This is a genomic window from Haloarcula sp. Atlit-7R (assembly GCF_003666065.1).
GTDB classification, from domain to species: Archaea; Halobacteriota; Halobacteria; order Halobacteriales; family Haloarculaceae; genus Haloarcula; species Haloarcula taiwanensis.
The window spans coordinates 140,825-163,089 of the sequence record NZ_QXIK01000006.1 but is presented as its reverse complement, the minus strand read 5'-3'; the positions used below and the strand labels follow the sequence as shown (position 1 = coordinate 163,089).

16 protein-coding genes are annotated in these 22,265 nt (G+C 59.6%); 10 read left to right on the top strand and 6 right to left on the bottom strand.

Annotated features, from left to right (window positions below; all coding sequences use genetic code 11):
- Positions 1-243 precede the first annotated feature (243 nt).
- From D3D01_RS13900 to D3D01_RS13890, 3 genes are all read left to right on the top strand, one after another.
- Positions 244-1,992: a hypothetical protein gene (locus D3D01_RS13900; RefSeq protein ID WP_121512583.1), complete on the top strand. Its 1,749-nt coding sequence runs from the start codon at positions 244-246 to the stop codon at positions 1,990-1,992.
- A gap of 380 nt (positions 1,993-2,372) precedes the next feature.
- The gene (locus D3D01_RS13895; protein ID WP_121512582.1) at positions 2,373-3,200 is read left to right on the top strand and encodes a glycosyltransferase family 2 protein; all 828 of its coding nucleotides are present in this window, start codon (positions 2,373-2,375) and stop codon (positions 3,198-3,200) included.
- Positions 3,201-3,256: 56 nt separating this feature from the next.
- Entirely contained in the window at positions 3,257-4,183 is a 927-nt protein-coding gene (locus D3D01_RS13890; RefSeq protein WP_121512581.1) for a DUF1616 domain-containing protein, read from the top strand.
- A 33-nt stretch (positions 4,184-4,216) separates the two neighbouring features.
- Here the strand turns inward: D3D01_RS13890 and D3D01_RS13885 are convergent, their stop codons facing one another.
- A complete protein-coding gene (locus tag D3D01_RS13885; RefSeq protein WP_121512580.1) occupies positions 4,217-5,362 on the bottom strand; it encodes a glycosyltransferase in 1,146 nt (381 codons plus the stop codon).
- Positions 5,363-5,605: 243 nt separating this feature from the next.
- On the opposite strand from D3D01_RS13885, the gene D3D01_RS13880 reads away from it, so the two are divergent.
- The 3 genes from D3D01_RS13880 (at position 5,606) to D3D01_RS13870 (ending at position 10,026) form a co-directional block, all read left to right on the top strand.
- Positions 5,606-6,808 (top strand): glycosyltransferase family 4 protein, encoded by a 1,203-nt coding sequence (locus D3D01_RS13880; RefSeq protein WP_101351658.1) that lies wholly within the window; start codon positions 5,606-5,608, stop codon positions 6,806-6,808.
- On the top strand, positions 6,805-8,064 hold the full coding sequence (locus D3D01_RS13875; RefSeq protein WP_121512579.1) for a glycosyltransferase: 1,260 nt from the start codon (positions 6,805-6,807) through the stop codon (positions 8,062-8,064). The genes D3D01_RS13880 and D3D01_RS13875 overlap by 4 nt, the downstream gene beginning before the upstream one ends.
- Positions 8,065-8,217: 153 nt before the next feature.
- A complete protein-coding gene (locus D3D01_RS13870) occupies positions 8,218-10,026 on the top strand; it encodes a hypothetical protein (protein WP_121512578.1) in 1,809 nt (602 codons plus the stop codon).
- Positions 10,027-10,057: 31 nt separating this feature from the next.
- Here the strand turns inward: D3D01_RS13870 and D3D01_RS13865 are convergent, their stop codons facing one another.
- Complete coding sequence (locus tag D3D01_RS13865; protein ID WP_121512577.1) at positions 10,058-11,473, bottom strand: sulfatase; 1,416 nt, start codon at positions 11,471-11,473, stop codon at positions 10,058-10,060.
- A 199-nt stretch (positions 11,474-11,672) separates the two neighbouring features.
- Here D3D01_RS13865 and D3D01_RS13860 point away from each other — a divergent pair, with 199 nt between their 5' ends.
- The 4 genes from D3D01_RS13860 to D3D01_RS13845 all read left to right on the top strand — a co-directional run bounded on the left by D3D01_RS13860 (position 11,673) and on the right by D3D01_RS13845 (position 16,894).
- Entirely contained in the window at positions 11,673-13,154 is a 1,482-nt protein-coding gene (locus D3D01_RS13860; protein WP_121512576.1) for a sulfatase-like hydrolase/transferase, read from the top strand.
- Between the two features lie 118 nt (positions 13,155-13,272).
- Positions 13,273-14,229, top strand: a complete 957-nt coding sequence (locus tag D3D01_RS13855; protein ID WP_121512575.1) for a glycosyltransferase family A protein — start codon at positions 13,273-13,275, stop codon at positions 14,227-14,229.
- Positions 14,230-14,365: 136 nt separating this feature from the next.
- Positions 14,366-15,562: a sulfatase-like hydrolase/transferase gene (locus D3D01_RS13850; RefSeq protein ID WP_121512574.1), complete on the top strand. Its 1,197-nt coding sequence runs from the start codon at positions 14,366-14,368 to the stop codon at positions 15,560-15,562.
- 63 nt (positions 15,563-15,625) lie between these two features.
- Positions 15,626-16,894 carry a hypothetical protein gene (locus tag D3D01_RS13845; RefSeq protein WP_101351665.1) on the top strand — a complete coding sequence of 423 codons (1,269 nt, stop codon included), beginning with the start codon at positions 15,626-15,628 and terminating at the stop codon, positions 16,892-16,894.
- A 47-nt stretch (positions 16,895-16,941) separates the two neighbouring features.
- Here D3D01_RS13845 and D3D01_RS13840 read toward each other — a convergent pair whose 3' ends face one another.
- The 4 genes from D3D01_RS13840 to D3D01_RS13825 form a co-directional block, all read right to left on the bottom strand.
- A complete protein-coding gene (locus D3D01_RS13840; RefSeq protein ID WP_101351666.1) occupies positions 16,942-18,201 on the bottom strand; it encodes a hypothetical protein in 1,260 nt (419 codons plus the stop codon).
- A gap of 4 nt (positions 18,202-18,205) precedes the next feature.
- On the bottom strand, positions 18,206-20,380 hold the full coding sequence (locus D3D01_RS13835) for a carbohydrate-binding domain-containing protein (protein WP_121512573.1): 2,175 nt from the start codon (positions 20,378-20,380) through the stop codon (positions 18,206-18,208).
- 291 nt (positions 20,381-20,671) lie between these two features.
- Positions 20,672-21,586, bottom strand: coding sequence for a hypothetical protein (locus D3D01_RS13830; protein WP_121512572.1), 915 nt, complete (start codon positions 21,584-21,586; stop codon positions 20,672-20,674).
- 169 nt (positions 21,587-21,755) lie between these two features.
- Positions 21,756-22,253 (bottom strand): hypothetical protein, encoded by a 498-nt coding sequence (locus D3D01_RS13825; RefSeq protein WP_121512571.1) that lies wholly within the window; start codon positions 22,251-22,253, stop codon positions 21,756-21,758.
- Between the last annotated feature and the right edge of the window lie 12 nt (positions 22,254-22,265).

The window sequence follows — 22,265 nt, the reverse complement described above, 5'->3', positions numbered from 1 at the left end:
GACGTGTCTGGTGGTAAACGAACGCTACCTGTTCTGAGATCTATACTGCGGGAATCCGCTCTTCGATGTTGAATACAAAGAGTGTCTACCAGCGGGTATAACAGCCGTAACAATAATGATTTATAACATACCTGTGTACGCATGTTGTCAATAGGCTATGGAAAATTACTGATTGGATGCGTTGCTGGACTGGTGGTCCTTGGAGGTGCTACGTTAGGGCTCGGAATCGGTGGCTTCGCTGATATGCCCGCAGATTCGGAGACCACTGCCGGCGAGGACGAACTGGAGATCACCGCTGTGCAGTCTTCAGCCGAGATTCGGCCGGACGAGCCGTTGCGTGTACGCCTTCGAATTACGAACGCAGGGTCGGAAACGACAACGAAACAGGTAGCGCTACGGCTGAGCGGCGACGAGGAGCAACAGTCTCCCGAAACAGTAACAACAAAACAAGTCGAGCTTTCGGCAGCTGAACCGACAGAAGTGACCCTGACTGTCGAGCCTGAGCAACTCAGTTCCGGAGAGTATACGTACGCCGTTGCTGTCGGTGACTCGTCGTCCCCGGAGACAACTGGAAATTTGGTTGTACTCACTCCCCCCACATTTGTACTCGCCGATACCACTGCAAACGCTACTATCGTCCGTGGCACGAACGCCTCTATCCGGGCAAACCTGACCAATGTCGGTGCATATCGCGGCGTCCAGACCGTCCGATTCGCTGTCGATACTGACCGAAACGGCCAATACTTCGATACCGAAATCTTGAACGAGAGCGTATACTCGCTTGCGGGCGGCCAGAGTCAGGTGAGCACTGCCACGGTCAACACTGCTGATTTGGCCCCAGATGAGTATCAATACAAGATCGCCACGGAGAACGCAACAACGACCGGGACCCTCAGTGTTCAGCAACCGGCGACGTTCCGGCTACAGAACATGACCGCACCGGCTAACGTAACGAAAGGTGAAACTGCCAATGTCTCTGTAGTCGTCGAGAACGTCGGCGATGTGGGCGGTACCGACAATGTCACGCTCCGCAGTGATTCTACGAACACCACCTACTCACGCTCCGTTTCACTCGCTGCTAATGAGTCGGCGTCGGTGTCTATTGGGGTGCACACGGCGAATTTGAGCCGCGGGATACACAACCATTCGCTCGGGACTGCTGCTGACAAGGAGACCGTTTCGATGACGGTGGAGGACAGCCATTTCGAGGTGTCGGATCTGGACGGACCGAACGTCCTGTACGTCGGTGATACGGCTGTGTTCTCCGCGAGCGTAACGAACACTGGCAACGTAACTGCGACCCAATCGATCCAGCATCGCATCGACAGCGATGACGACGACCGACCAGAGACCTATGGAGTCAACAGAAACGTTACGCTTGCACCTGGTGAGTCGACCCGTGTTCGCTTCGAGATTGAATACACAGTAACTGACTCGACAGATTATCCCGTAGAACCACTGGGTTTGCAGACGTATGTCTATGGCATCTACTCAGAGGACGCGCGTGTGTCAACAGCCATGTCGGTCAAACCATCGTGGGCAAAGGACGGTAGCGGGTCTAGCAGTTCCGGCGGCGGTACCAGTATCTCTGAGGGCGATCGCGCCTCGCTTGACGAAATAACCCAGGATAAGTACGGACTCTACTATAACGAGGTTAGCGACGAGACGAAGCGCCAGATCGAAGAGATTCATGAACGGCAGCCGTTCGCGGACGGTCTTGCGGCTGCAGAGGTGCGGACGCGTGAGGAGATCGCCCGGCAAGAGTATGGAGCTGATGTGAAAGCTGGCGATAAGTTTAATTTCACTGGATTGGATATTGAAACACAACAGAAGGTCGAAGCGGACTTCGATTCACAGTTCCAGACTGATTCTGGTGACCGAATCGAGTCGTGGGACGAACTGGCCAACGACACCTACGGAGCGTCGTACGAGAACCTAACCGCTAGTCGCCAGGCGGACATCAGAACGACGTATCAGGATCAATTCGAATAACTCCCTCTCGCTGTTACCGAGTAATCGACGTACACAGGCACTTCTTGGATTGACCTAATGAGATATTTATCGATTTGATGCGTCACTGTATATGACTGCTAACCCTGGAAAGTAAGGAATAACAATAGATCAATTTCTCCAACATGGCGTCAGAGAGGGCCCCATTGGTGGCCGGTGACCGGCCCTACGACCTACCATGATTACCACTGAACCAGAGGTTGCTGTTGGCGCGTGGGTCTGGCATGCACGCCGACCCCAGATGAGTAGTTCACCTGTCGATAACTCTGTGTCAACCGTAGCGGAGTCCCTCCAGCAATGCGACTGTGCTGTGCAACTGACAGAAGCGAAGCGACACGGCTCATTCTCGGGGGGGACATAGCGTGTATAACGGTTCGACAATCGGTGTTGTTGTTCCCGCATACAATGAGGAGGGATTTATTAGTGACGTCATCGACTCACTTCCGGAGTACGTTGACCAAGTGTTCGTTATCGACGACTGCTCGACAGATGGCACGTGGACTGAGATCAAGGAATACGTGGATACCGAGGTGAAACAGGCAGGTGTGACCGGTGATTCTGCGGAACAAATAGTTGTTGCCGATGGGGCAGGAACGACGATCTCTGAAAGCCAGACGTTCCTCGACAAACGGATCGTCCCGGTCCGTCACCAGACAAACGGTGGTCGCGGGGCTGCTATACAGACGGGGTACGAGCTCGCGCTTATGAGCGGCATGGATGCGATTGCAGTCCTCGATGGCGACGGTCAGATGGATCCGAACATCCTCGATGAGATTCTCGACCCAGTCGTTGAAGGAGAAGCGGATTATGCGAAGGGCAACCGCTTGATATCACGACGCCACTGTGCCCAGATGTCCAACTGGCGGTTTTTCGGAAACGCACTCCTCACGATATTGACAAAGGTCGCGAGCGGACACTGGAAGATGCGCGACCCACAGAACGGATACACTGCGATTTCCGCAACGGCGCTCGAACAACTCTCGCTGAACGATTTGTTTGACGACTACGGGTTCCTGAACGATATGCTCATTCAGTTAGACGCCAATGGACTGACTGTACGGGACGTACCGATGGAGGCGTTTTACGGCGACGAATCAAGTGGGATCAGATACAGTTCGTTCGTTCCGAAGCTGTCTATGCTGCTCCTGCGAGGATTCTTCTGGCGAATCGGTAAGAAGTTCTTCAGATGATACGTCGTCCGATTATGTAGTTCCTACTTATATCTGACCAGTGGTGACAGTATCGCATGAGTAGATGGTCCTCATCTCTGTTGCGAGTGGCTGATCTGGTGGCCGTCATTCTGCTTACCGTGCTGGCGCTCGCGGCAACTTTCCTGTCAGAGTCACTGCTCCGAATCGTGGTGACGATACCGTTTCTGTTCTTCGCACCGGGGTACTCGGTGGTGGTGGCAATGTTCCCACACCGGCGCTCGTCACTCGATGGCGAGCAGTTGTTCGGCTCCGAGGCGCTTCTGCTGGGTATCGCTACCAGCATTGCCTTCGCGATTATCGTCGGGGTGAATCTCGAATACACGGTCTGGGATATCGCCGCGGCCCCAGTGATGGTTGCCCTGTCGTCGATAGCGCTTTTGGCGGCCAGTATCGGGATGTATCGCCGACTATCGACTCTCGACGAGACCTCCCCTACTACGTTTGGCGGCTCGTCGTACCGAGCCAAGACCCCGAATATCGGCGACTCGATACAGCTCAGTTCGGTCGCTGTTGCCATCGCTGTCCTCGTCGCGGTACTCAGCGTCGGCGCTGTCGCACTGGACCCGCCCCGCGGTGAGCGATATACGGAGTTCGGTCTCCTCACCGAGGCGGACAACGGGACGCTCGTCGCTGACAACTATCCGTCCGAGATATCGGTTGGCGACCAGGAGACACTGTATTTCACGGTCACGAACCGTGAGATGCAAACCAAACAGTACACCGTCGTGATTACGCTCGTCGCTACGAACGAGGACGGAGAGGCAATCCAGCGTGCGCAACTGGATTCGTTCAGAAACGAAATCGCCGCCGAAGAGACGTGGCGGCAGGAACACACGGTCGAACCCCTGTTGAGCGGTGAGCGGTTACGACTGACGTATCTGCTTTACGACGGGCCTGTCCCCGAACAGCCCACGGCCCAGAACAGCTACCGGGAACTCCACGTCTGGCTCGACGTGTCGTAACAGAGGCTCCAGAGGGGCGCTATGCTGCTTGAGTCAGGCCGTTCTGTGAGCCGGGGCTGCGGTAGGCAGGTGCGCTCGAATGAACGCCTCGTAATCCCGAAGTACGGCTTCGGGGGCGAAATCGCGCGCCCGTTGGACTAATCTCTCTTTGTCCGGTGGGTCGGCCAGAGTGGTACGTATCCCATCTGCGAGGGCGCTATCGTCCCCGATCGGGACTAGTGGTCCGATTTCGCCACCTTCTAAAATTTCGCAGGGACCGCTAGGGCAGTCAGTCGAGACGACCGGGCAGCCACACGCTAGCGCTTCGATGAGCACTGTCGGGAGCCCCTCGTGTACCGACGACATGGCTAGCACGGATGCACCGGCCATGTAGCCGTAGGGGTTGTCGACGTAGCCCGGAAACGAGACTTTCTCGCTGATTCCGAGATCCCGGGCCAACTGCCCGAGTTCGCCACGCTCAGACCCTCGACCGACGATGATTGCTCGCGTTTGTGGGCGCGCTTTGTGTACCCGTTTGAACGCTTTGAGGAATGAGCCGAAGTTCTTCTGTGGCTCGAGGCGGCCGACGCCGAGTACGACCTCGTACTCCGGAACGCCGACCCATTCGTGGTCGACCGGGTCCCGGGACCGCATGCGGACCTCCTCGACGGGAATCGGGTTGTGCAGTACGGTCACGTCCTCACGACTGACCCCCACGTGTTCGACGATGCTTTCGGCGGCACCTTCGGAAACGGCGACGAACTGGTCCGCTCGGTCGGCAAGTCGGTCCGCGAGCCACTCGACGAACTTCTCTTTCGGCGAGTCCTGCACGCCGAGGGTATTGTGGACCGTCGGAACCGCGACCGCATCGGAGCCGGCCAATCCGTGTGCGACGAGACAGACATCGTTGGCGTATGTCATCTGCGAGAAAATCATGCTCGGCGTTTCGGTCCTGAGATACCTTCGGAGCGCCGGGACAGCGGCACCGATACCGATTCCCGAGATAGACGGAGTCTCTAGGTCGATGAGGCGAACGTCGCTTCGCACTTCTTTCTTGAACTCGCCTTCACAAAACGAGACGAGGAGATCGACGTCGTACCCTTGCTCGGCCAACCCGTTTGCGATTGTCACCGTCACCCGTTCAGCCCCCCCAACCGTCAGGGACGGAACGTAGAACGCCAGCGGCCTCTGCCCTGTCATATCGACATCGTCTCGGTCAGTAGGCTTTTTTACTATCTTCCTACCCCGAGGCATCTCTCGTATCTTTGCCGTACCGCACGCTGTGGGATGGTCCGCAAACTGGTCGGGAGACTACGACGGAATTTGGCGACAAACTCGTCAACGCGCGAATTCCGCTCCGGAGCAGTTACGCGGTTAGGACTGTGATACCCTGGAAAGCACAGGCTTAACAATAAGTATCGGACAGCAAGCGTCCTGCACAGAATGCGCATCCTACGTGTCGCCCAAGATATCTTTCCGGACAAAGTTGGGGGAGCACCTTATCACATACACGCTCTAAGCCGCGACCAGGCCGAGATGGGCCACGATGTGACGGTCCTGACCGTCTCGAACGACCAGTCTCTGCCACAGACCGAACAGAGAGCCGGGTACACCCTCGTCCGTCTGTCGCCGCGTATCGAACTGTTCGGTAACGCGCTGTTCGCCGGGACGGTGAAGTACCTCCGCAACGCTCGGGAGTACGACGTGGTACACGCTCACTCACACCTGTTTTCTTCGAGCAACCTCACGGCGGCTTACAGCCGGGTGACCGACATCCCGCTCGCCGTCACGTGTCACGGACTCATGTCGCAACGAGTCCCCGAATGGTTTTCGCGGTTCCACCTCAACACTGTCGGACGGTTCACATACAACGCGGCGGACGTACTCTTCTCTTACACTGCACTCGAACGCGAGCGCCTCCGGGACCTCGGTGTCTCGTCCGATATCCGCGTCATCCACAACGGGATTGACGTCGACCGATTCACGCCAGTCGGCAAAACGTACGACCGGATAACCGATGCGACTGGTCCGGCAGTCGTTTTCGTCGGTCGTCTGGTCGAAGGGAAACGGCCTCGGGACGTTCTGAAAGCGTTTCAGATAGTCCAAGACAACATCCCCGAGGCCAAACTGTTTTTGTGCGGTGACGGACCGCTTCGGGACAAGCTAGAACAGATTGTCGAGCGAGAGAATATGCGCGAGTCGATACGGTTTCTGGAGCGGGTTCCGTATCAGGAGATGCCGGCGGTCTACCGCGCCGCGGATCTGTTTGTACTTGCCAGTAGAACAGAAGGATTCCCGCGAAGCGTCATGGAATCTATGGCGTGTGCCACGCCCGTTCTCAGCACCCGACTGGAACAGACGGAACAGGTAATCGAGCAGGCTGGCCAGACGGTACCGGTTGGGGACACGACGGCACTAGCCGAGGCCATGTCTTCGATGCTCGACGACAGAGATGCGCTACGAAAGCTCGGCCAGGCCGGCAGGGAGATAGTGATGCGAGAATACGACTGGTCCGAAACGGTCGAGCAGACGACACAGGCCCTCGGTACTATTTCCACGTCGACGCCCTCCCAACAGCAGGTCGACAGCGACCAGGCCGAAGAGCAGGTGATACCCGCCGGCTCGAACACGGAGCACGAGCAATGAGCCGCTCGGACACGACACACGAAGCTCCCACCGCGGGCACCGACAGCTACGACGACGCCTCCCACCAATCCCCGGACGAGACTGTTCGCGTCTGCTTTCTCATCAACAAACTCGCGCCTGACGGCGCACCGACTATCGTCCTGAACCTCGTCGAGCAAGCGCGAGACCAACCGTTCGATTTCACGGTCTGTTTCTTCGGCGGTGACGACACGCTCCGGACGGACTTCGAAGACGCAGGCGCGCGCGTGGTCGACTTCGGAGCGGTCGGGGAGTTCCCGCAGTTCGACCCACGCTCGCTCCCGCGTATGCTCCGGTTCTTCCGCCGGACATCGTTCGATATCCTCCACTGCCACTTGCCGTACTCACAATCGCTCGGACGACTCGTCGGCTCCGTGGCCGACGTCGACCACATCGTGAGCACACAGCACAACGTCCCGGCGAACTACCATCCAATCGAGCGGGTGGCGGAACGTCTCACCCGACCGCTCGACTCCCGGACCGTTGCCGTCTCGGAGGGCGTTCAGACGGCCTTCACCGGTGAGAGCGAGGTCTTTCACCACGATACTGGTCGGCAGTGGAGCACGATTCCCAACGGGATTGACGTGGACGCCTTCGCCGGCTCCGTGGACGCCGCTGACGGACGTGCCGTCCGCCAAGAGTGGGGCCTTTCGGACTCTGACCCGCTCTATCTCAACGTGGCCCGATACGAACCCCAGAAGCGACAGTCGACGCTCATCGAGGCGATGGGGGAGGTCATCGACAGCGTGCCGTCGGCACACCTTCTCATCGTCGGGTGGGGGTCGCTCGAAGCATCGCTCCGAGAGAAGGTCCAGAGCGCGGGCTTGTCCGAGGCTGTGACGGTCACCGGACGCGTCCCGGAGATTCACGGGTATTACGCGGCTGCCGATGCCTTCGTCTCTGCATCGGCCTTCGAGGGACTGCCGGTGACTATCCTCGAAGCCATGACTGCGGAGTGCCCAGTTGTCGCCACGGACATCGACGGCGTGAGGGAAGTCGTCCTCGACGGTGAGACCGGACGGTTGGTTCCACCTGATGAGCCAACACAGATGGCAGCGGCGATGCGAGAGCTCGCGGACCACGCGACCCGGGAGCGCTACGGGGAGCAGGGGTGCGACCGTGTCCGAAACGTGTTCACCGTCGAACAGATGGTCTCCCGCTACACTCGGCTGTATCGCTCTCTCGACGGCCGACAGAGACGGGAGAACAACGCCGGAGAATACGAAAACGATGCCTGACACCGATATGCACGACACTGTCGTCCGCGGCACTGCCGACCCTGTCCGACCCGCGCCGACGGCCCGTTATGCTGCGTTTACTTATTGTTACAAACCCGAACAAGCGGACGTGAACCGTGTCACTGGTAGTGACTTCATCTCTCTCCACCAGCGATGAGTATCGTAAATAATCTCGAACGCCGTCTCGACAACTTGGTCGGGTTTACCGATAGCCATCTGCAAGCGACTCTCGCCGTCGTTCTCTCGGGCCTCCTCCTCGCAGAGGGTGCGCTGTTTCTTCGCACCCAACTGGCGACGGGATACGAAACGTCAATTGTCGAGTCGCTCCCGTCGGCGTACTGGCTCCTCTTCTATGCGATACTAGCCGGCAGCATCGTACTGCTGTTTGTCGCCGCTACGACTGGCACCACGTTCTGGCGACACGGACTGGCCCTCTTGCTGGCGAATTACCTCATATACACGTTCCTGCCAGTTGCCCGAGGGTACAAGCTCTATGGACGCGGTGAGGCTGACAAACTTCGGCATCTCGGGGACGTCCAGGGTATCGTCGAAACCGGGAGCCTCCCCGGCATCTGGTATCCCGGCGAACACGTTCTGATGGCGGAACTAAACATGCTGGGCCTTCCGCTGACGAGCACCCAGTACGGCATCAATTTCGCGTTTACTCTACTACATATCGTGGCCATCGGGGCTGTCATCCGTCTGTTCAGTCAGCGGCGGGAGAGCATCGCAGTCGGACTAGCAGTCGGTGCGCCGCTCCTGTACACCACGTTCCACCTCTCGGCACATCCTGCCATCTTGTCCTTCATGCTACTCCCGGTCGTTTTGTTCGTACTCGAACGGTACCGCCAGACGAACGAGAAGACGTACCTCCTACTTCTCGTTACGCTGGGTCTCGCGGTCATCTACATGCACCCGATGACGACGCTGTTCATGATTGGGATGATTACGGTGACGGCGGCGTATTCAATTCTGTACCGAGGCCTCTTCGATAGCTCAATCGAGACGCTCAGTCTCCGTCTGGGTGCCCTCTTCCTGCCGCTTCAGTTCATCTGGTTACAGGGCTTCCGACAAACGAAGGTGTCCATGTACAACATGTTCGGACCGGACAAAGGTCCGAGCCCGGCGGCCCAGGAACTGGCGAAAGCCACGTCGGTTTCGTTCACTCCGGTGCAGTTAGCCTGGAAGTTCGTCGACCTCTACGGCAGCGTGTTCCTCTACTTCCTGATCGCCGGCCTCTTTCTCCTACTCGTTCTCGTGGCCTTCCTCCGCAGAAACAACCGCTACGACTGGGGCCTTGGCGCGACACATTTCATGGCCGGTGTAACGCTGGCAGTGCTCTTCTTGTTCCGTGACCTCGTCGTCAAGGGCCACATCCGTCTGTCACGCTACGCCATCCTCTTTGCCGCAGTGGCTATCGGGATGTTCATTCTCCATCTCTTCGAGCGACAGCGGTCATCTCTGATAGTCTTGTCCGCACTCGTCGTGCTTCTTGCGGCTGGATTAGGTGCCCAAGCGGCATACGAGCCGAACCGGCATCTCACCCACGCTGAGTACGACGGGACGCAGTATCTGTCGACGAACTACGACCTCGGAGAGCCCGTATACTCGATGGATACGTCACACAAAATGAAGGAGTTCGTGCTGTCGAGCAACCACGACCGCCTGTGGCCGAGAGGCATCACTACGGAAAACGACGTTCCGGATGCGTTGGGATACACCGGACCGGATGTGAGGGCGGCGGATACGTACGGCAGTGCGTATCTCGTGACGAAGACGTACGACCGCAAACGACACACTGCTTCCCACTACACCCCGGAACAGCAGGAGTTCCTCTTCCGGTATGGCGAGTCCCATCTAAATGAATTAGAACGGGACTCGACGGCGAACAAAATATACGTGAACGGCGGGTACACAGCTTGGAGAGTATCGCCACAAGTGGATGAGGGGACCACCGAATAATCCGGCTCGGCACGCTGCTCTCGGAGCGGTCTTACTCGACTAAGTATCCCAGGTCGGACAGTTGGTCTCTGATGTCGTCGCTGAACCCGGCCGCTTCCCCGTCGACTTTCTGACTGTCGATTTCGCTCAGTCGCCGCTGGAGGTCCGCCTTGAGTTCGTCCCTGCGGTCGGGGTACGACATAGAGACGTCTGACTGTTCATCGGGGAGTTCGAACAGCACGTCACCTTCCGAACTCTGCTGATATTTGAACTCGTGGGTCCGGAGCGAACTGAGCGCCGCGTCGTGGAAGTACTCGGTATCGAACGACGGGTCGTGCTCCTGTATCGCCGAGAGTGGGCCCTGGATGTCGGCGGCCCGCTGGCTGAGTGCCGCTGTCCGTCGTTCGTTCCGGAGGTCGATGCCATCGAAACCGGTCGTATCGCCGCCAGCACACTCGACAAGCGTTCGGACGATGTCGACATGCTGGACGAGTTCGTCCTGTTTATCGGCCACTGAATCGAGCCCGTGTACGACGGCCGGGACGTGAACCAACCCGTCGTGAAGGACGAATTTGTGACCGAGCAGGCCACACTCCCCGAGGAGGTCACCGTGGTCGGCGGTCACGACGAACACGGTGTTTTCGAAGTCAAGCGTCTTCAGATGGTCGAAGAGCTCTCCAATCAGCGAATCAGAGTACGCGACGAGTGTGTCGTACATCACGTTCAAAGCGCTCCAGTCCGCTTCGCCGAACTCGCTGACGTTGGCGATTCCTCGGTGCAGGTCGGCGGTGTGTTCGAAGGCCCGCTCGCTCGCTGCCCGTGGCGATTCGACGAGGTCCGACGCGAACTGGTCCTGCCACGCCGGCGGCGGATAGTACGGGAGGTGTGCGCCGTGGTAGTGTGCGGATATAAAGAACGGGTCATCCGTCCCGGCTCGGGACGAGACCTGCTTCTTTACGATTTCGTTGACGAAGAAGTCGGGCCGGTGTTTCGTCTTCTCCGTACTGAGACCGCCCGAATGGGACCGCACGTTACCGAGGAACCGGAGCAGCGTAAGCGGGCCGACCTCTCTGAACAGGTCGCTCGGATTGATGTGTTTGAACGTCTCGAACCCACGGGAAAGGTCGGTAGATTCGCTGAAGTAATGGTTCGCCGAGACACCGACCGTCTGATACCCGGCCTCCTGAAGGCGTTCGGCGACGGTGCTGACGCCCTCTGGAAGCTTGTTCGTACCGTAGCCCGTCCGGTGGTGTTCGGGAAAGGTTCCGGTGAGTATCGATGCTGCCGACGGCAGCGACCAGTTCGCGGCGGCAATGCAACTACTGAAACTGACTCCGCCCGGCTGATTGGCGATACGCTCCATGTTCGGCGTCGTCGCTCGCGTGTGCCCATCCAACGTAGTGCGGTCGTAGCGAATACTGTCGAGAGTAATCCAGATGATATTAGGCGGAGTAGTTGACTCGCTCATTACTACGTCAGATTCGGTGTTGACTGTTTGTTAATGACTACGTACACCGGCTGTGCATCGAACGTCTGTGAAGTCCAGCGATTCTTCCGCCGGTGGCCGGCAGACTCTATCGGTGAATGAAACACTGTACGCGAAGTAGCAGCAGATTGGTCGGTTTTACCTCGTATAACTATACCCGTCGGTGAAAAACTGGGTGCCAATGTCACCGAAGCAACGGCCGAACGTGCTGTTGATAGTTCTCGATACAGCACGTGCGCGCACGGTGCTTCCGGGTCTCGAATCCGGATTGATGCCGACGCTGTCGCGTATTGCAAATGACGGAACGACGTTCACTGACGCGACGGCCACTGCACCGTGGACGCTCCCTTCCCACGCCGGGATGTTCACTGGAAAGTACACGTCATCACACGGCGTCCACGCCGGGAACCACATCTTCGACCCGGACTCCGAGCCGCTCGCGTCCCGACTCTCCGACGCAGGCTACCGAACGGCGGGCATCTCGGGCAACGTCTGGATAAGTCCGGAGTTCGGCTTCGATGCCGGCTTCGACGAGTTCTCGATGAAGTGGGACCTGTTCTGGGACGCCCCCGAGCTTTCGAGCGTTATCAGCAACCGGAACACGACGGCGACTGGCGACACCATTCTGGACGTGTTTCGGGGGCAAGGCCCGGTCGACCTCCTCAAAGGCGCGCTTACTACCGGCTACGCGAAGTTCCTCGCGGAGCGCCACGACGATGGGGCACGCCACACTACCTCACGGACGGTCAAATGGCTGGAGCAGAACGGCACGGCGGACGACCCGTTCTTCTACTTCCTGAACTACGTCGAACCCCACCTTCCTTACGAGCCGCCCGAACCCTTTCTCGACGAGTACCTGCCTGACGGTGCCGACCCGTCACGCGTCTCGAACCTCGACCAGGACCCCTGGCAGTACGTCGCCGGCGACCGGGAGCTAACTGACGCGGATATAGAACTATTCAAAAGCCTGTACGAGGCAGAACTGGCGTATCTTGACACGCAACTCGGACGGCTGTACGATACACTCGCCGAACAGGGTATTCTCGACGAGACCGCCATCATTCTGGTCGGGGACCACGGGGAGAACATCGGCGAACACGGGCTGATGGACCACCAGTACTGCCTCTACGAGACGCTGATTCACGTCCCGCTCATCATCCGATACCCGGAACTATTCAACGATAGAGAAGTTTCGGGACCCGTCGAACTCCGGGACCTGTATCCAACCGTTACAGACCTCGCGGGCGCTGAGCCGCCGGCCGATACGGACGTTTCGACGCACAGTTTGGTTCCCCGAGACGGAACCGTCCCCGTACGGGACAGCGCAATCGCCGAGTATCTCGTCCCGCAGCCGTCGATGGATGCGCTCCGGGAGGCCGTGGAGTCGTTCGATGAGACCGCGACGCGGTTCGACCGCCCGCTTCGAGCGATTAAAACCACTGACTGGAAATTCATCGAGGCACCGGGCGACACCGAACTGTACGACCGCGATGAGGACCCTACCGAACGGATTGACATCGCGTCGATGCACCCGGACATCTGTGAGCGCCTCGGGACAGACCTCCGAGACGAACTCGGTCGCCTCGCTCGCGGCACGTCGGACGAAACCACCATCAGCGCGACCAAGAAAGAGCGCCTCGAAGACCTAGGGTACCTACAGTGACACTCGCCCACTGCACCGTCAAGATACTACGAGAACCACAGCGACGCCGGCCCACGACGTGGCACCGGACGGCACACTCGACCGAGTCTCCTGACACAGCAGAACACGTCCAACAGGTATGAACGACCCGCTCGTCAGTGTTGTCCTCCCGACGTACGACCGTCCAGAAAACCTTCGCAACGCCGTCCAGAGCGTTCAGGAGCAGACGTACAGCCACATCGAACTCGTCGTTGTCGACGACCACTCACCGACCCCGGCGGCGGACACGCTCAGTCCGCTCTCGTTCGACGAACTGACCGTCGAGATAATCAGACACGAGGAAAACAGAGGTGCAAACGAGGCCCGAAACACGGGGATACGCGAATCGACGGGCGAGTACATCGCTTTCCTCGACGACGATGACGACTGGGCCCCGTCAAAAATCGAAAAGCAAGTGGCGGCGTTCCGCGAGGCCGGCCCGGAGGTCGGTGTCGTCTACACGGGGTCCGAGTACGTGTACGACGATTACGTGCGCACCGTCACCTTCTCGCTGGAGGGGGACGTCACCGAAGAGATGCTCCGCGGTCGCTCCCTCGGTGAATTCACCACCCTAATGGTACGTCGGGATGTCGTTCGGGCCGCTGGGCTCCCCGATACAGACTTCCCGAGCTGGCAGGACCGCGACTGGCTGCTGCGCCTGTCCCGTCACTGCGAGTTCAAAACCGTCCCCGAGGCGCTCACCACTCGGCGCCGCAAGACCGGAGAAGACAGCATCAGCGACAACTTCGAGGAGAAACGCGACATCTCGTACCCGCTGTTCATTGAAAAACATAGGGACCTCGCCGCGGAGTACGGGTGGCGATGTGAGCGGGCGTTCATGGCCGCGACGACCGAATCACTCGGGCAGGAGGCGCTGAAAAACGGCTACTACGCTGATGCAAAAAAATACCTCCTCAAAGCGCTCCGATACCATCCACTTGATAGATCGCGGCTCGTGTACGCTCTCGTCGCATACGGCGGGAAGTACACCTACAGGGCGGCACACACGCTAGCCAGTCTGCTCCACCGGGTCAGGACGGATACCATCCACAAGTAGGAACTGACTAGTAATACTGCCGGTCGGCTCGCTACAGTTGCAATCGTGGCTTGAACTCGAACCCTCGCGCGCGCCGTCCGTACAGTTGATTAACACCTCTCTTACTTTGCTCCCGATAGTCTTGGGGACAGATAGAATGCACTTGGATGTCGAAAACGTCCTCATTTACGTCGACGACGCTGTTAGATACGATTCGATTGCGGACACGCTGTCTGATTTCGGGCCGACGCACAAGACCATCGCAGCGTCGACTCATACCCCGACGTCGTTCGGGAGCCTACTGACCGGATTGTTACCGCCGCGGAGCGGAATCCACAGTTTCAAACACACAGTACCCCCTGACGTACGGTCCGTCTTCGACATCGAGACACACAAGACGTCGATGGGGTCCGAGGGAGGGATGAACGACGGCATCGCAGATATCTTCGGCTCTCCGGCGCGGACGACTATCGAGGAAGCGAAGCCGCCGTTCGTCCACGTCGTCCGCCGTCCCGGCGGACATGCGCCGTACAACGGGTTCGAGTGGGACCAGTACGAGTACGCGGACGAGACTGCCGCCGAATACTTCGACAGGATTTCGAATCAACCCGAACAGGCACGAATCGATTACGAGCAGGGCGTGGAACGCTCGTTCGAGGAATTCCAGCGTGTCCTCGGTGTCCTGAAAGAGCGCGGGCTCGCCGACGACACGTTAGTGGTCTACACGAGCGATCACGGTGAACTCCTCGGCGAGTACGGGTTCTTCGGCCACACACACGCTGCCACGCCCGAAGTCGTCTACGTCCCGACGACGTTCATCCATCCCGACCTCGAACCCGGACGGGCCGATGGGCTCTTCCACCACGTCGACTTGGTGCCGACCGTCGCCGACGCGATGGCACGCCCCGTCGACATCGGACAGACGGACGGGGTTATCGATGGCGCTGACCGCGAAACTGGATACAATCACCTCCGGCACATCCGGTACGGGACCCTTGCCGACCCGCTCGAACGGCTGCTCCAGCTGACCGGCGGATTTGAGCGGACCATCCAGAGTCTCTGGGATGCGAACGGTGGTCACGTATTCGTGGAGGGGTCACAGGTCACTGCCTCGCTCATCTACCTCGTCCTGTTGCTACAGAAGCCGTTCGGGAAACAGGTCCGACACGGCAATCGTGTCTTCGAATCGTACAAGATGTTCACGCCCGGACACGCGTCGTACGGGCTCCCCGGATTCGACACGTCCGAGGCCCGGTCGAAAATCGACTCGATTCTCGAGGGCGAGACAGCCGGCAGCGAACACGACATAGATGCAGCCACTGCGGAGCATCTCGAAGAGATGGGATATCTATAGCGGGGACAGCGTTTCGGTAGCCGTATTATAATTTTCACCCGGGGAGTCCTGCACACAGATATTGTGGCCGATAACACAGCGAACCACGCGTACAACCGACCGCCCCGGGGTGCACAGGATTGGGACGTACTGCTCAACGAGAACTTTTCGCGGATAGACGGCGACGTCGAAATCCGGGACACAGAGGAGAACCGCAGTCAGTACACGCCGAAGACCGGTGCGAAGTACCTCGCGACAGACACCGGACAGGTGTACATCGGCGACGGGAACGAGTGGCAGCGACGCGCATCGGTCAACGTCGTTCGGAACGGTTTCACTCGGACGGCCGACGGAACGGTGATTGCTCCGCCGGGCGAGCTTCAGGCGGCAATCGATGCGACCGCGACGAACTCCAACTTCGGTCAGCAACCCACACAGACTATCAGTCTCGTTTCCGGGCGAACGTACGAAATATCCGATACAATCACCCTCAAATCCGGTGTCCGGCTGGATTGCAACGGCGCCAGAATCGTCCCCTCCGGCGATTTCAACGTTTTCGAACTCCACCGTGAGACACAGCTAGTCCGTCCCCACATCGACACGCGGAACATGGACTGGCAGTCGATTCAAGTCCTTGTCGGAACCAGGGAGTCCGACAAGCTAGAACCGTCGAACCGAGCCTGGGTACAGGACGCCTATCTGCTCGGTGAGCCGGGACGGGGCACCGGCTTGCAGTTTCGCGGACAGGACGGACCGTGTTCGATGCAGGCAGCCAGCGGGATACTCAACGGATTCGACACCGCACTGGAGTTCTACGCGGCGGGCGGCGACACCAGCGGTCAGGGCGACTGGTCGAACGGCAACCATTTCGAGGGCACTATTCGGAACTACCGTGTCGCGATTAGCATGCGGTCGGACGGTGCGGCGGTCAGCGGGAACACGGTCAGGGCGCAAGTACAGGCAAACAGCAAGCGGAGCGAATGGCTCCTGTGGATGGCTGACGACCCCCGAAGCGACCGAGACAGCGAGAACTACCTGATGAAGGGCAACACCCTCTTCGTGTACCCGTGGGACGTCAACAACTACAACGCGAATAACCCCTATAGCTCTGATTCGGACCGACGGGCGCCGATATGGTATCTCGGCCGAGGGACCCGCTACGGGAACTCCATCTACGATTTCAGCGGTCTGCTGGGAAACGAGTTCATCGTGAACAACTCCGACAATCCCGACCGAAACGGAATCTTCACCGCACACGGCGGCGAGGTCACTGGAACGACACAGCTCCGGTTCAACCCCGCATATGACCGAAACGATAGTCGCAGATGGCACCCGGAGTCCGAGAACAGCTGAAACCGGGGGCTTCTGGACAGCGGTCGGTACGAATTACGAGTTACGCGTTACGCGTTCCGTGACTCGTGGTGCCAGTTCCGGCTGTCGTTACGCTGGTAGTTCGGCGGCTGGCTCCACTCCGTCGTCCCCGTTACGTGCCCGCCGTGACCGGTGAGAATACCGTTTCTGTCGGGGGTGTCGGCGTTGTTGACGATGTACTGGTTGCCCATCAGGCCACCGAAGTCGTACAGCGAGTTCGCGTACTGCTTGCCCTTCCCGATGTACCACACCGGGGGCTTGCGGTCACTGCTGTCGTAGTACGGGTTCTTCTCGTAATTGATGTTGTCCCAGGACTTCACCAGCATGGCGTTGCCCTTCTTCACGTAGGAGGAGTCGCCGCGCTGAGAGCTGGAGCGGGGGTCGTCTTCCATGTACCAGAGCCATTTACTGACTCGCGGGTTCGGCTGGGCCTGCAGGCGGAAGGAGTTGCCTGTGACGGCTGCACCTTCCGACCGCATCGAGACCCCGATTTCGTAGTTCCGGATGAGCCCCTCGAAGTGGTTGCCGTTCGACCAGTCGCCCTGACCACTGGTGTCGCCACCCGCCGCGTACAGGTCTATCGCACGCTTGAACCCGTTGATAGTCCCGGTCGCCCACTGCATCGAGCAGGGGCCACCGCTTCCGCCGCGGAACTGGAGACCCGTTCCTTCTCCCTTGTCGCCCATGAGGTAGGCGTCCCGGACCCAGGCCCGGTTTGCGGCTTCGAGTTTCGCAGCGTCGTCGGCACCGACGACGATTTGGGTCGAACTCCAGCCCTGGTTCCGGGAGTCGATATGTGGCTCTATGAGCTGGCTCTCCCGGTACATCTCGATGACGTCGAAGTCGCCGGAGGGGACGATTCTGGCGCCGTTGCACTCCAGTCGGACGCCGCGCCGGAGCTTAATCGTGTCCGACACGGTGTAGTTCTCGCCCGAGACCAACCGGACGGTCTGGGTCGGCCGCTTGCCCCATTCGGCGCCGTTCGACGCGTCGTCGATTGCGGACTGGAGGTCGCCGGGCGGGGCAATTATCGTCCCGTCGTCGGCGGTCTTCGACCCCGTAGACGAGGGTGTGATGTCCCCGATGGGGTTCCACGTGTCGCCGTCTCCGAGATACACTGTCCCCGTATCCGTCGCCAGGAACTTCGCACCGGCGCTGGGCGAATACTGGTCCATGTTGGATTCGGCGTCCCGGAGTTCGACGTGGTTGTCGAGCTTCTTGAAGTTCTCGTTGAGCGGTACGTGCCAGTCTAGCGTGCCCTCCGCGGGCGTGTTGTATCGTTCTGCCATTGTCTTATTGGGTACCCCCGTACCCACCCATTCCGTAGCCTTCGCTGCCGAAGTCGTCGGTCGCGGTCTCGGTCTCCGTCGGTGTCGGCGTCGCCGTTTCCGTCTCTGTCGGCGTGGCCGTTTCAGTCGGTGTGGCCGTCTCGGTCTCCGTCGGCGTCGCGGTCTCGGTCTCCGTTTCGGTCGCCTCCCGGAACTCGAACCAGTTGAAGTCGATACCGGACCCGACCGCCTTGACCTGGATGACGTGTTCGCCACCGGAATCGACCGTCACGTCCGGCAGCGTCGCCGTCTCCCAGGCGGTCCAGTCGCCCGTGTTCGGGACGGCCACCGTGCCGACCCGTTCGCCGTCGAGCGACACCCGCAGTTGCCTGTCGTCACGGGTCGTCGCCACGCGGACGTCGACGTCGTAGGTTCCGGCCGGCACCTCCACGGTGTATTCGAGCCACTCACCGTCCTCGAAGTAGCCGACGTTGTACTCGCCGGAGACGTCCTGTGTCTGCCGGATGTCCACGTCGGAGTCGCGGTAGTCGAGGTCGTACTCGCTCCCGGCGGTGGTGTCGTGGTACGCCACGCCCTCGCCGCCGAGGTCGTAGTTCTGGGCCTGCACTCGGCCCGGCAGAACCGGGACGCCGTCGTACGGCTGGTTGCCGGCGACGACGAACTCGGCCCAGTTGAAGTCGATGCCGGAGCCGACGGCCTCGACCCGGAGGACCTGCTGTCCGTCGGCGTCGATGGTCACGTCCTCTAGGGTCGCGGTCGTCCACGCCGTCCAGTCGCCCGTGTTTGGGACGTCTACTGTTCCGAGCGTCCGCTCGCCGAGCGTGAACCGCAGCTGTCTGTCGTCACGGGTCGTCGCCACGCGGACCCTGATGTCATACTGGCCCGGCGAGACGTCGGCGGAGTATTCGAGCCACTCGCCGTCCTCGAAGTAGCCGACGTTGTACTCACCCGTGCTATCCTGGGTCTCCCGGATGTCGACGTCGCTGTCGCGATACCCGGTGTCGTACTCGTTGCCGGCCGTCGTATCGGAGTAGGCGACGCCCTCCCCACCAGTGTCGTAGTTCTGGGCCTGGATACGGCCGGGAATCGTCGCGGCCGTCCCGTTGTACGGGTCTTGTACGTCGACTTTCTCGAATTCGACCCAGTTGAACTCCACGCCGGAATCCAGCGCCTCGACCCGCAGCGTCGATTGCTGTTCGGCCGTTATCTCGACGTCCTCTACCGTGACGGTCTCCCACGAGGTCCAGTCGCCCGTGTTGGGCACGGTGACGGTCGCGAGGGTCCGGTCGCCGAGGGACAGTTCGAGTTGGCCGTCCGAGAGCGCCGACGCCACTCGCAGGCTGATGTCGTACGTCCCCGGCGAGACGTCGGTCGTGTATTCGAGCCACTCCCCGGCCTGGAAGTAGCCGACGTTGTACGTCCCGGACTCGTCCCCGGTCGGTCGGATGTCCACGTCGGTGTCCCGGCTGGCGGACCCGTAGATGTTCCCGGCGGACGTGTCGTGATACGCCTCGCCTTCGCCGCCGATGTCGAAGTTCTGGGCCTGGATACGGCCCGGAATCGACCGGACCGTCCCCTCGTACGGGGACTGGGACTGCGTCGTGGTGCCGGTCGAGAGGGCCAGCGAGTAATCGCCACCGCCCCGACCGACGTCCATGACTTGCAGATAATGTGTCGCGCTGGTAGAGAGTGATTCCGGGAGATACACCGGGGCCGCCGAACTCGCGTACGCCTGTGACACCAGTTCACCGTCGGGGTTGAACACCCCGAGGGCCGCGGGCCCCGTGTCGGGGCCGGGCGTGAACGTGACAGTCACGTCCTCGGTGTCGGGCCGAAACGCGAAGAGATCGGACGAGCCCGGAGACAGCGTCGTCGAGAGCCGAGAACCCACGTCGAGGCTGCTGACCGACTTCGCCACGCTGGCGTCCCCGGCCACCTCCGAAACGTCGACCGCGGCGAGCTGGGACGTCACTGCGGGCTCGCCGCCGTAGCCGAACTGTGCCGCCGAACTGCCCGTGGTAGGACCACCTTTACCGGTACATCCCGCTAGGGCCGCGGTGGCAATACCTGCTAATTTCAGGCACGTGCGGCGGTCTACGACGGTCGCGTCTGTCGGACTCCTGTCCTCCCGCGACACCTCCTCACTGTCGTGCGAGCGATTCTGTTCTTCGTTGGTCACACTCCGGTAATCCCTATTTACTATTTTATTCGTTGTTGCGGGTTAGGTGGCTTTTGAAGTACTTGCCACCCATGCAATCTATCTTGCATATCATTATTAAAAGAAAATTACAAACAAAAATGACAGTAAAACTATCGAACGCCAGCCGATATTGCCGAGCAGGACCAGAAGTAAGAAGGTATTAACAGCAAGATGCGGCAGAGTGTAACGCTGGCGACCTCAGTTCCCGACTCGCTTACCGGGCCTCAGTCGCGTGGTTCCGGTCCGGCGACGACGCGACCTGGTCTCGAGTCAGTTCACGTAGCCGAGATGCCCGAGTCGCTCGCGGGCGGTCTCTTCGTCCTGTTCGGACGTGTCGGAACCGGCGAGATTCTCAGAAGTGATTTCTGGGCGATCGCCGCGCTCGTATGTCAGCCACGGGACCGTGACCAGCCCGTCGGCGTACACCCCACCCGGGTGTCCATACTCCCTTATCGGCACCGGAAAACTCCGCTCACCGATGACCTGCCCGTGGTCAGCGGTGACGACCGTCTTCCCCGAAAACTCGTCGAAGAGCCGCTCAACCTCGGGCAACACCACGTCGAGGTTCTCCCTGAACGCACGCTTGACGACCTCGTCGGAGACGTCTATTTCGCCGCTGAGGAGCTTGTACCACTCGAAATTAAGCCTGTCTAGGTCGAAATTTTCCTGTCCGGTCGGCCCGAGGAACGGGTAGTGTGGCTGGAGGTAGTGGACCAGCAGTCGCTTGTTGGGGTACCGCTCTTTCGCCTGTATCGCGGCTTCGGTCATCGTTTCTGGGAGGACCGTCCGGTACTCCTCGTCCCAGCCGTCCTCCCTCCACACGTCGACGATGTCGTGAAACCGCGTCTCTACCTTGTCTCGATGCCTGTGCAACATCGGGCTTCCCGTTACGTACACCGTATCGAGGAACTTGCGCCCGTGAAAGTTCGCTTTGAGGAATTCCTTTGTGTCGGAGGCCCTCGATTCTACTGACTCCAGTGTCCCGGGAAGCGAGCTCTGCTCCTTGAACATGTCGTAGCGACACGCATCCAGAATGAGGAGGTGGTCCCAGTCCCTAGCAAAGACGTCGATGCCGTCGCGGTTGTACGGCCACGTCCGCAGTCGGCGATAGTAGAGGCGGTTGACCTCCTGGAAAATCTTGTGTGGTTCATCGAGGCCACGTTTCAAAGACTCCAGCGTGTACATCTCTGACTTGTGGGACCGCTGTCGGACGTATTGTTATACCGTCTAAAACCGGCTCACTTTGCTACCGTAATCCCGGGCCCGCTCCCAATCCAAATGCGATAGGCCGCCCCCGACTCGTCCTCGCTGTGCAGTGTCCACGACCCGGGGGTGACGCCGAACGCTCCTGTCGTTATCCGGTCGGGTCTTCGATGTCAACCCGGCACCGACGCTGTAGCGACTCTTCTTCCTTTGCCAGACACGACAACGAGATGATGGTGTCTCTGTTCAGGAGAGATGTTTGAAACGAAATGTGGTCGCCCACTGTAACTCCGTTGTACAGCGTTCTTGACGCCCGGTACTCTACCGATCCGGTCCGGCTGAACATGTTGATAGCACCGTCAGCGTGGTCGACTGTGACTTGGAATTGTACAGAGTCGTATGTTTCCCGCAGCGAAGTTGCGACCGCCGTCGATATTTTTTCGGGTAATTGCCCAAGCTGACCCTCGTGCTTTGACGAAACGGTTGTCTCGTCATTGTCAATGGAGGCGATTTCAGTCGTCTCCCCCTCTGCAATGCCGACGAACCGCTTTTGAACGATCTCACCTTGATTAACGAGCAACAGCTGATCTAACCAGCGCCCACCCTGTAAGAACGGGAGGACACCAGCAAGTACTGTTCGACGCTTCATCGCGCTTTACCT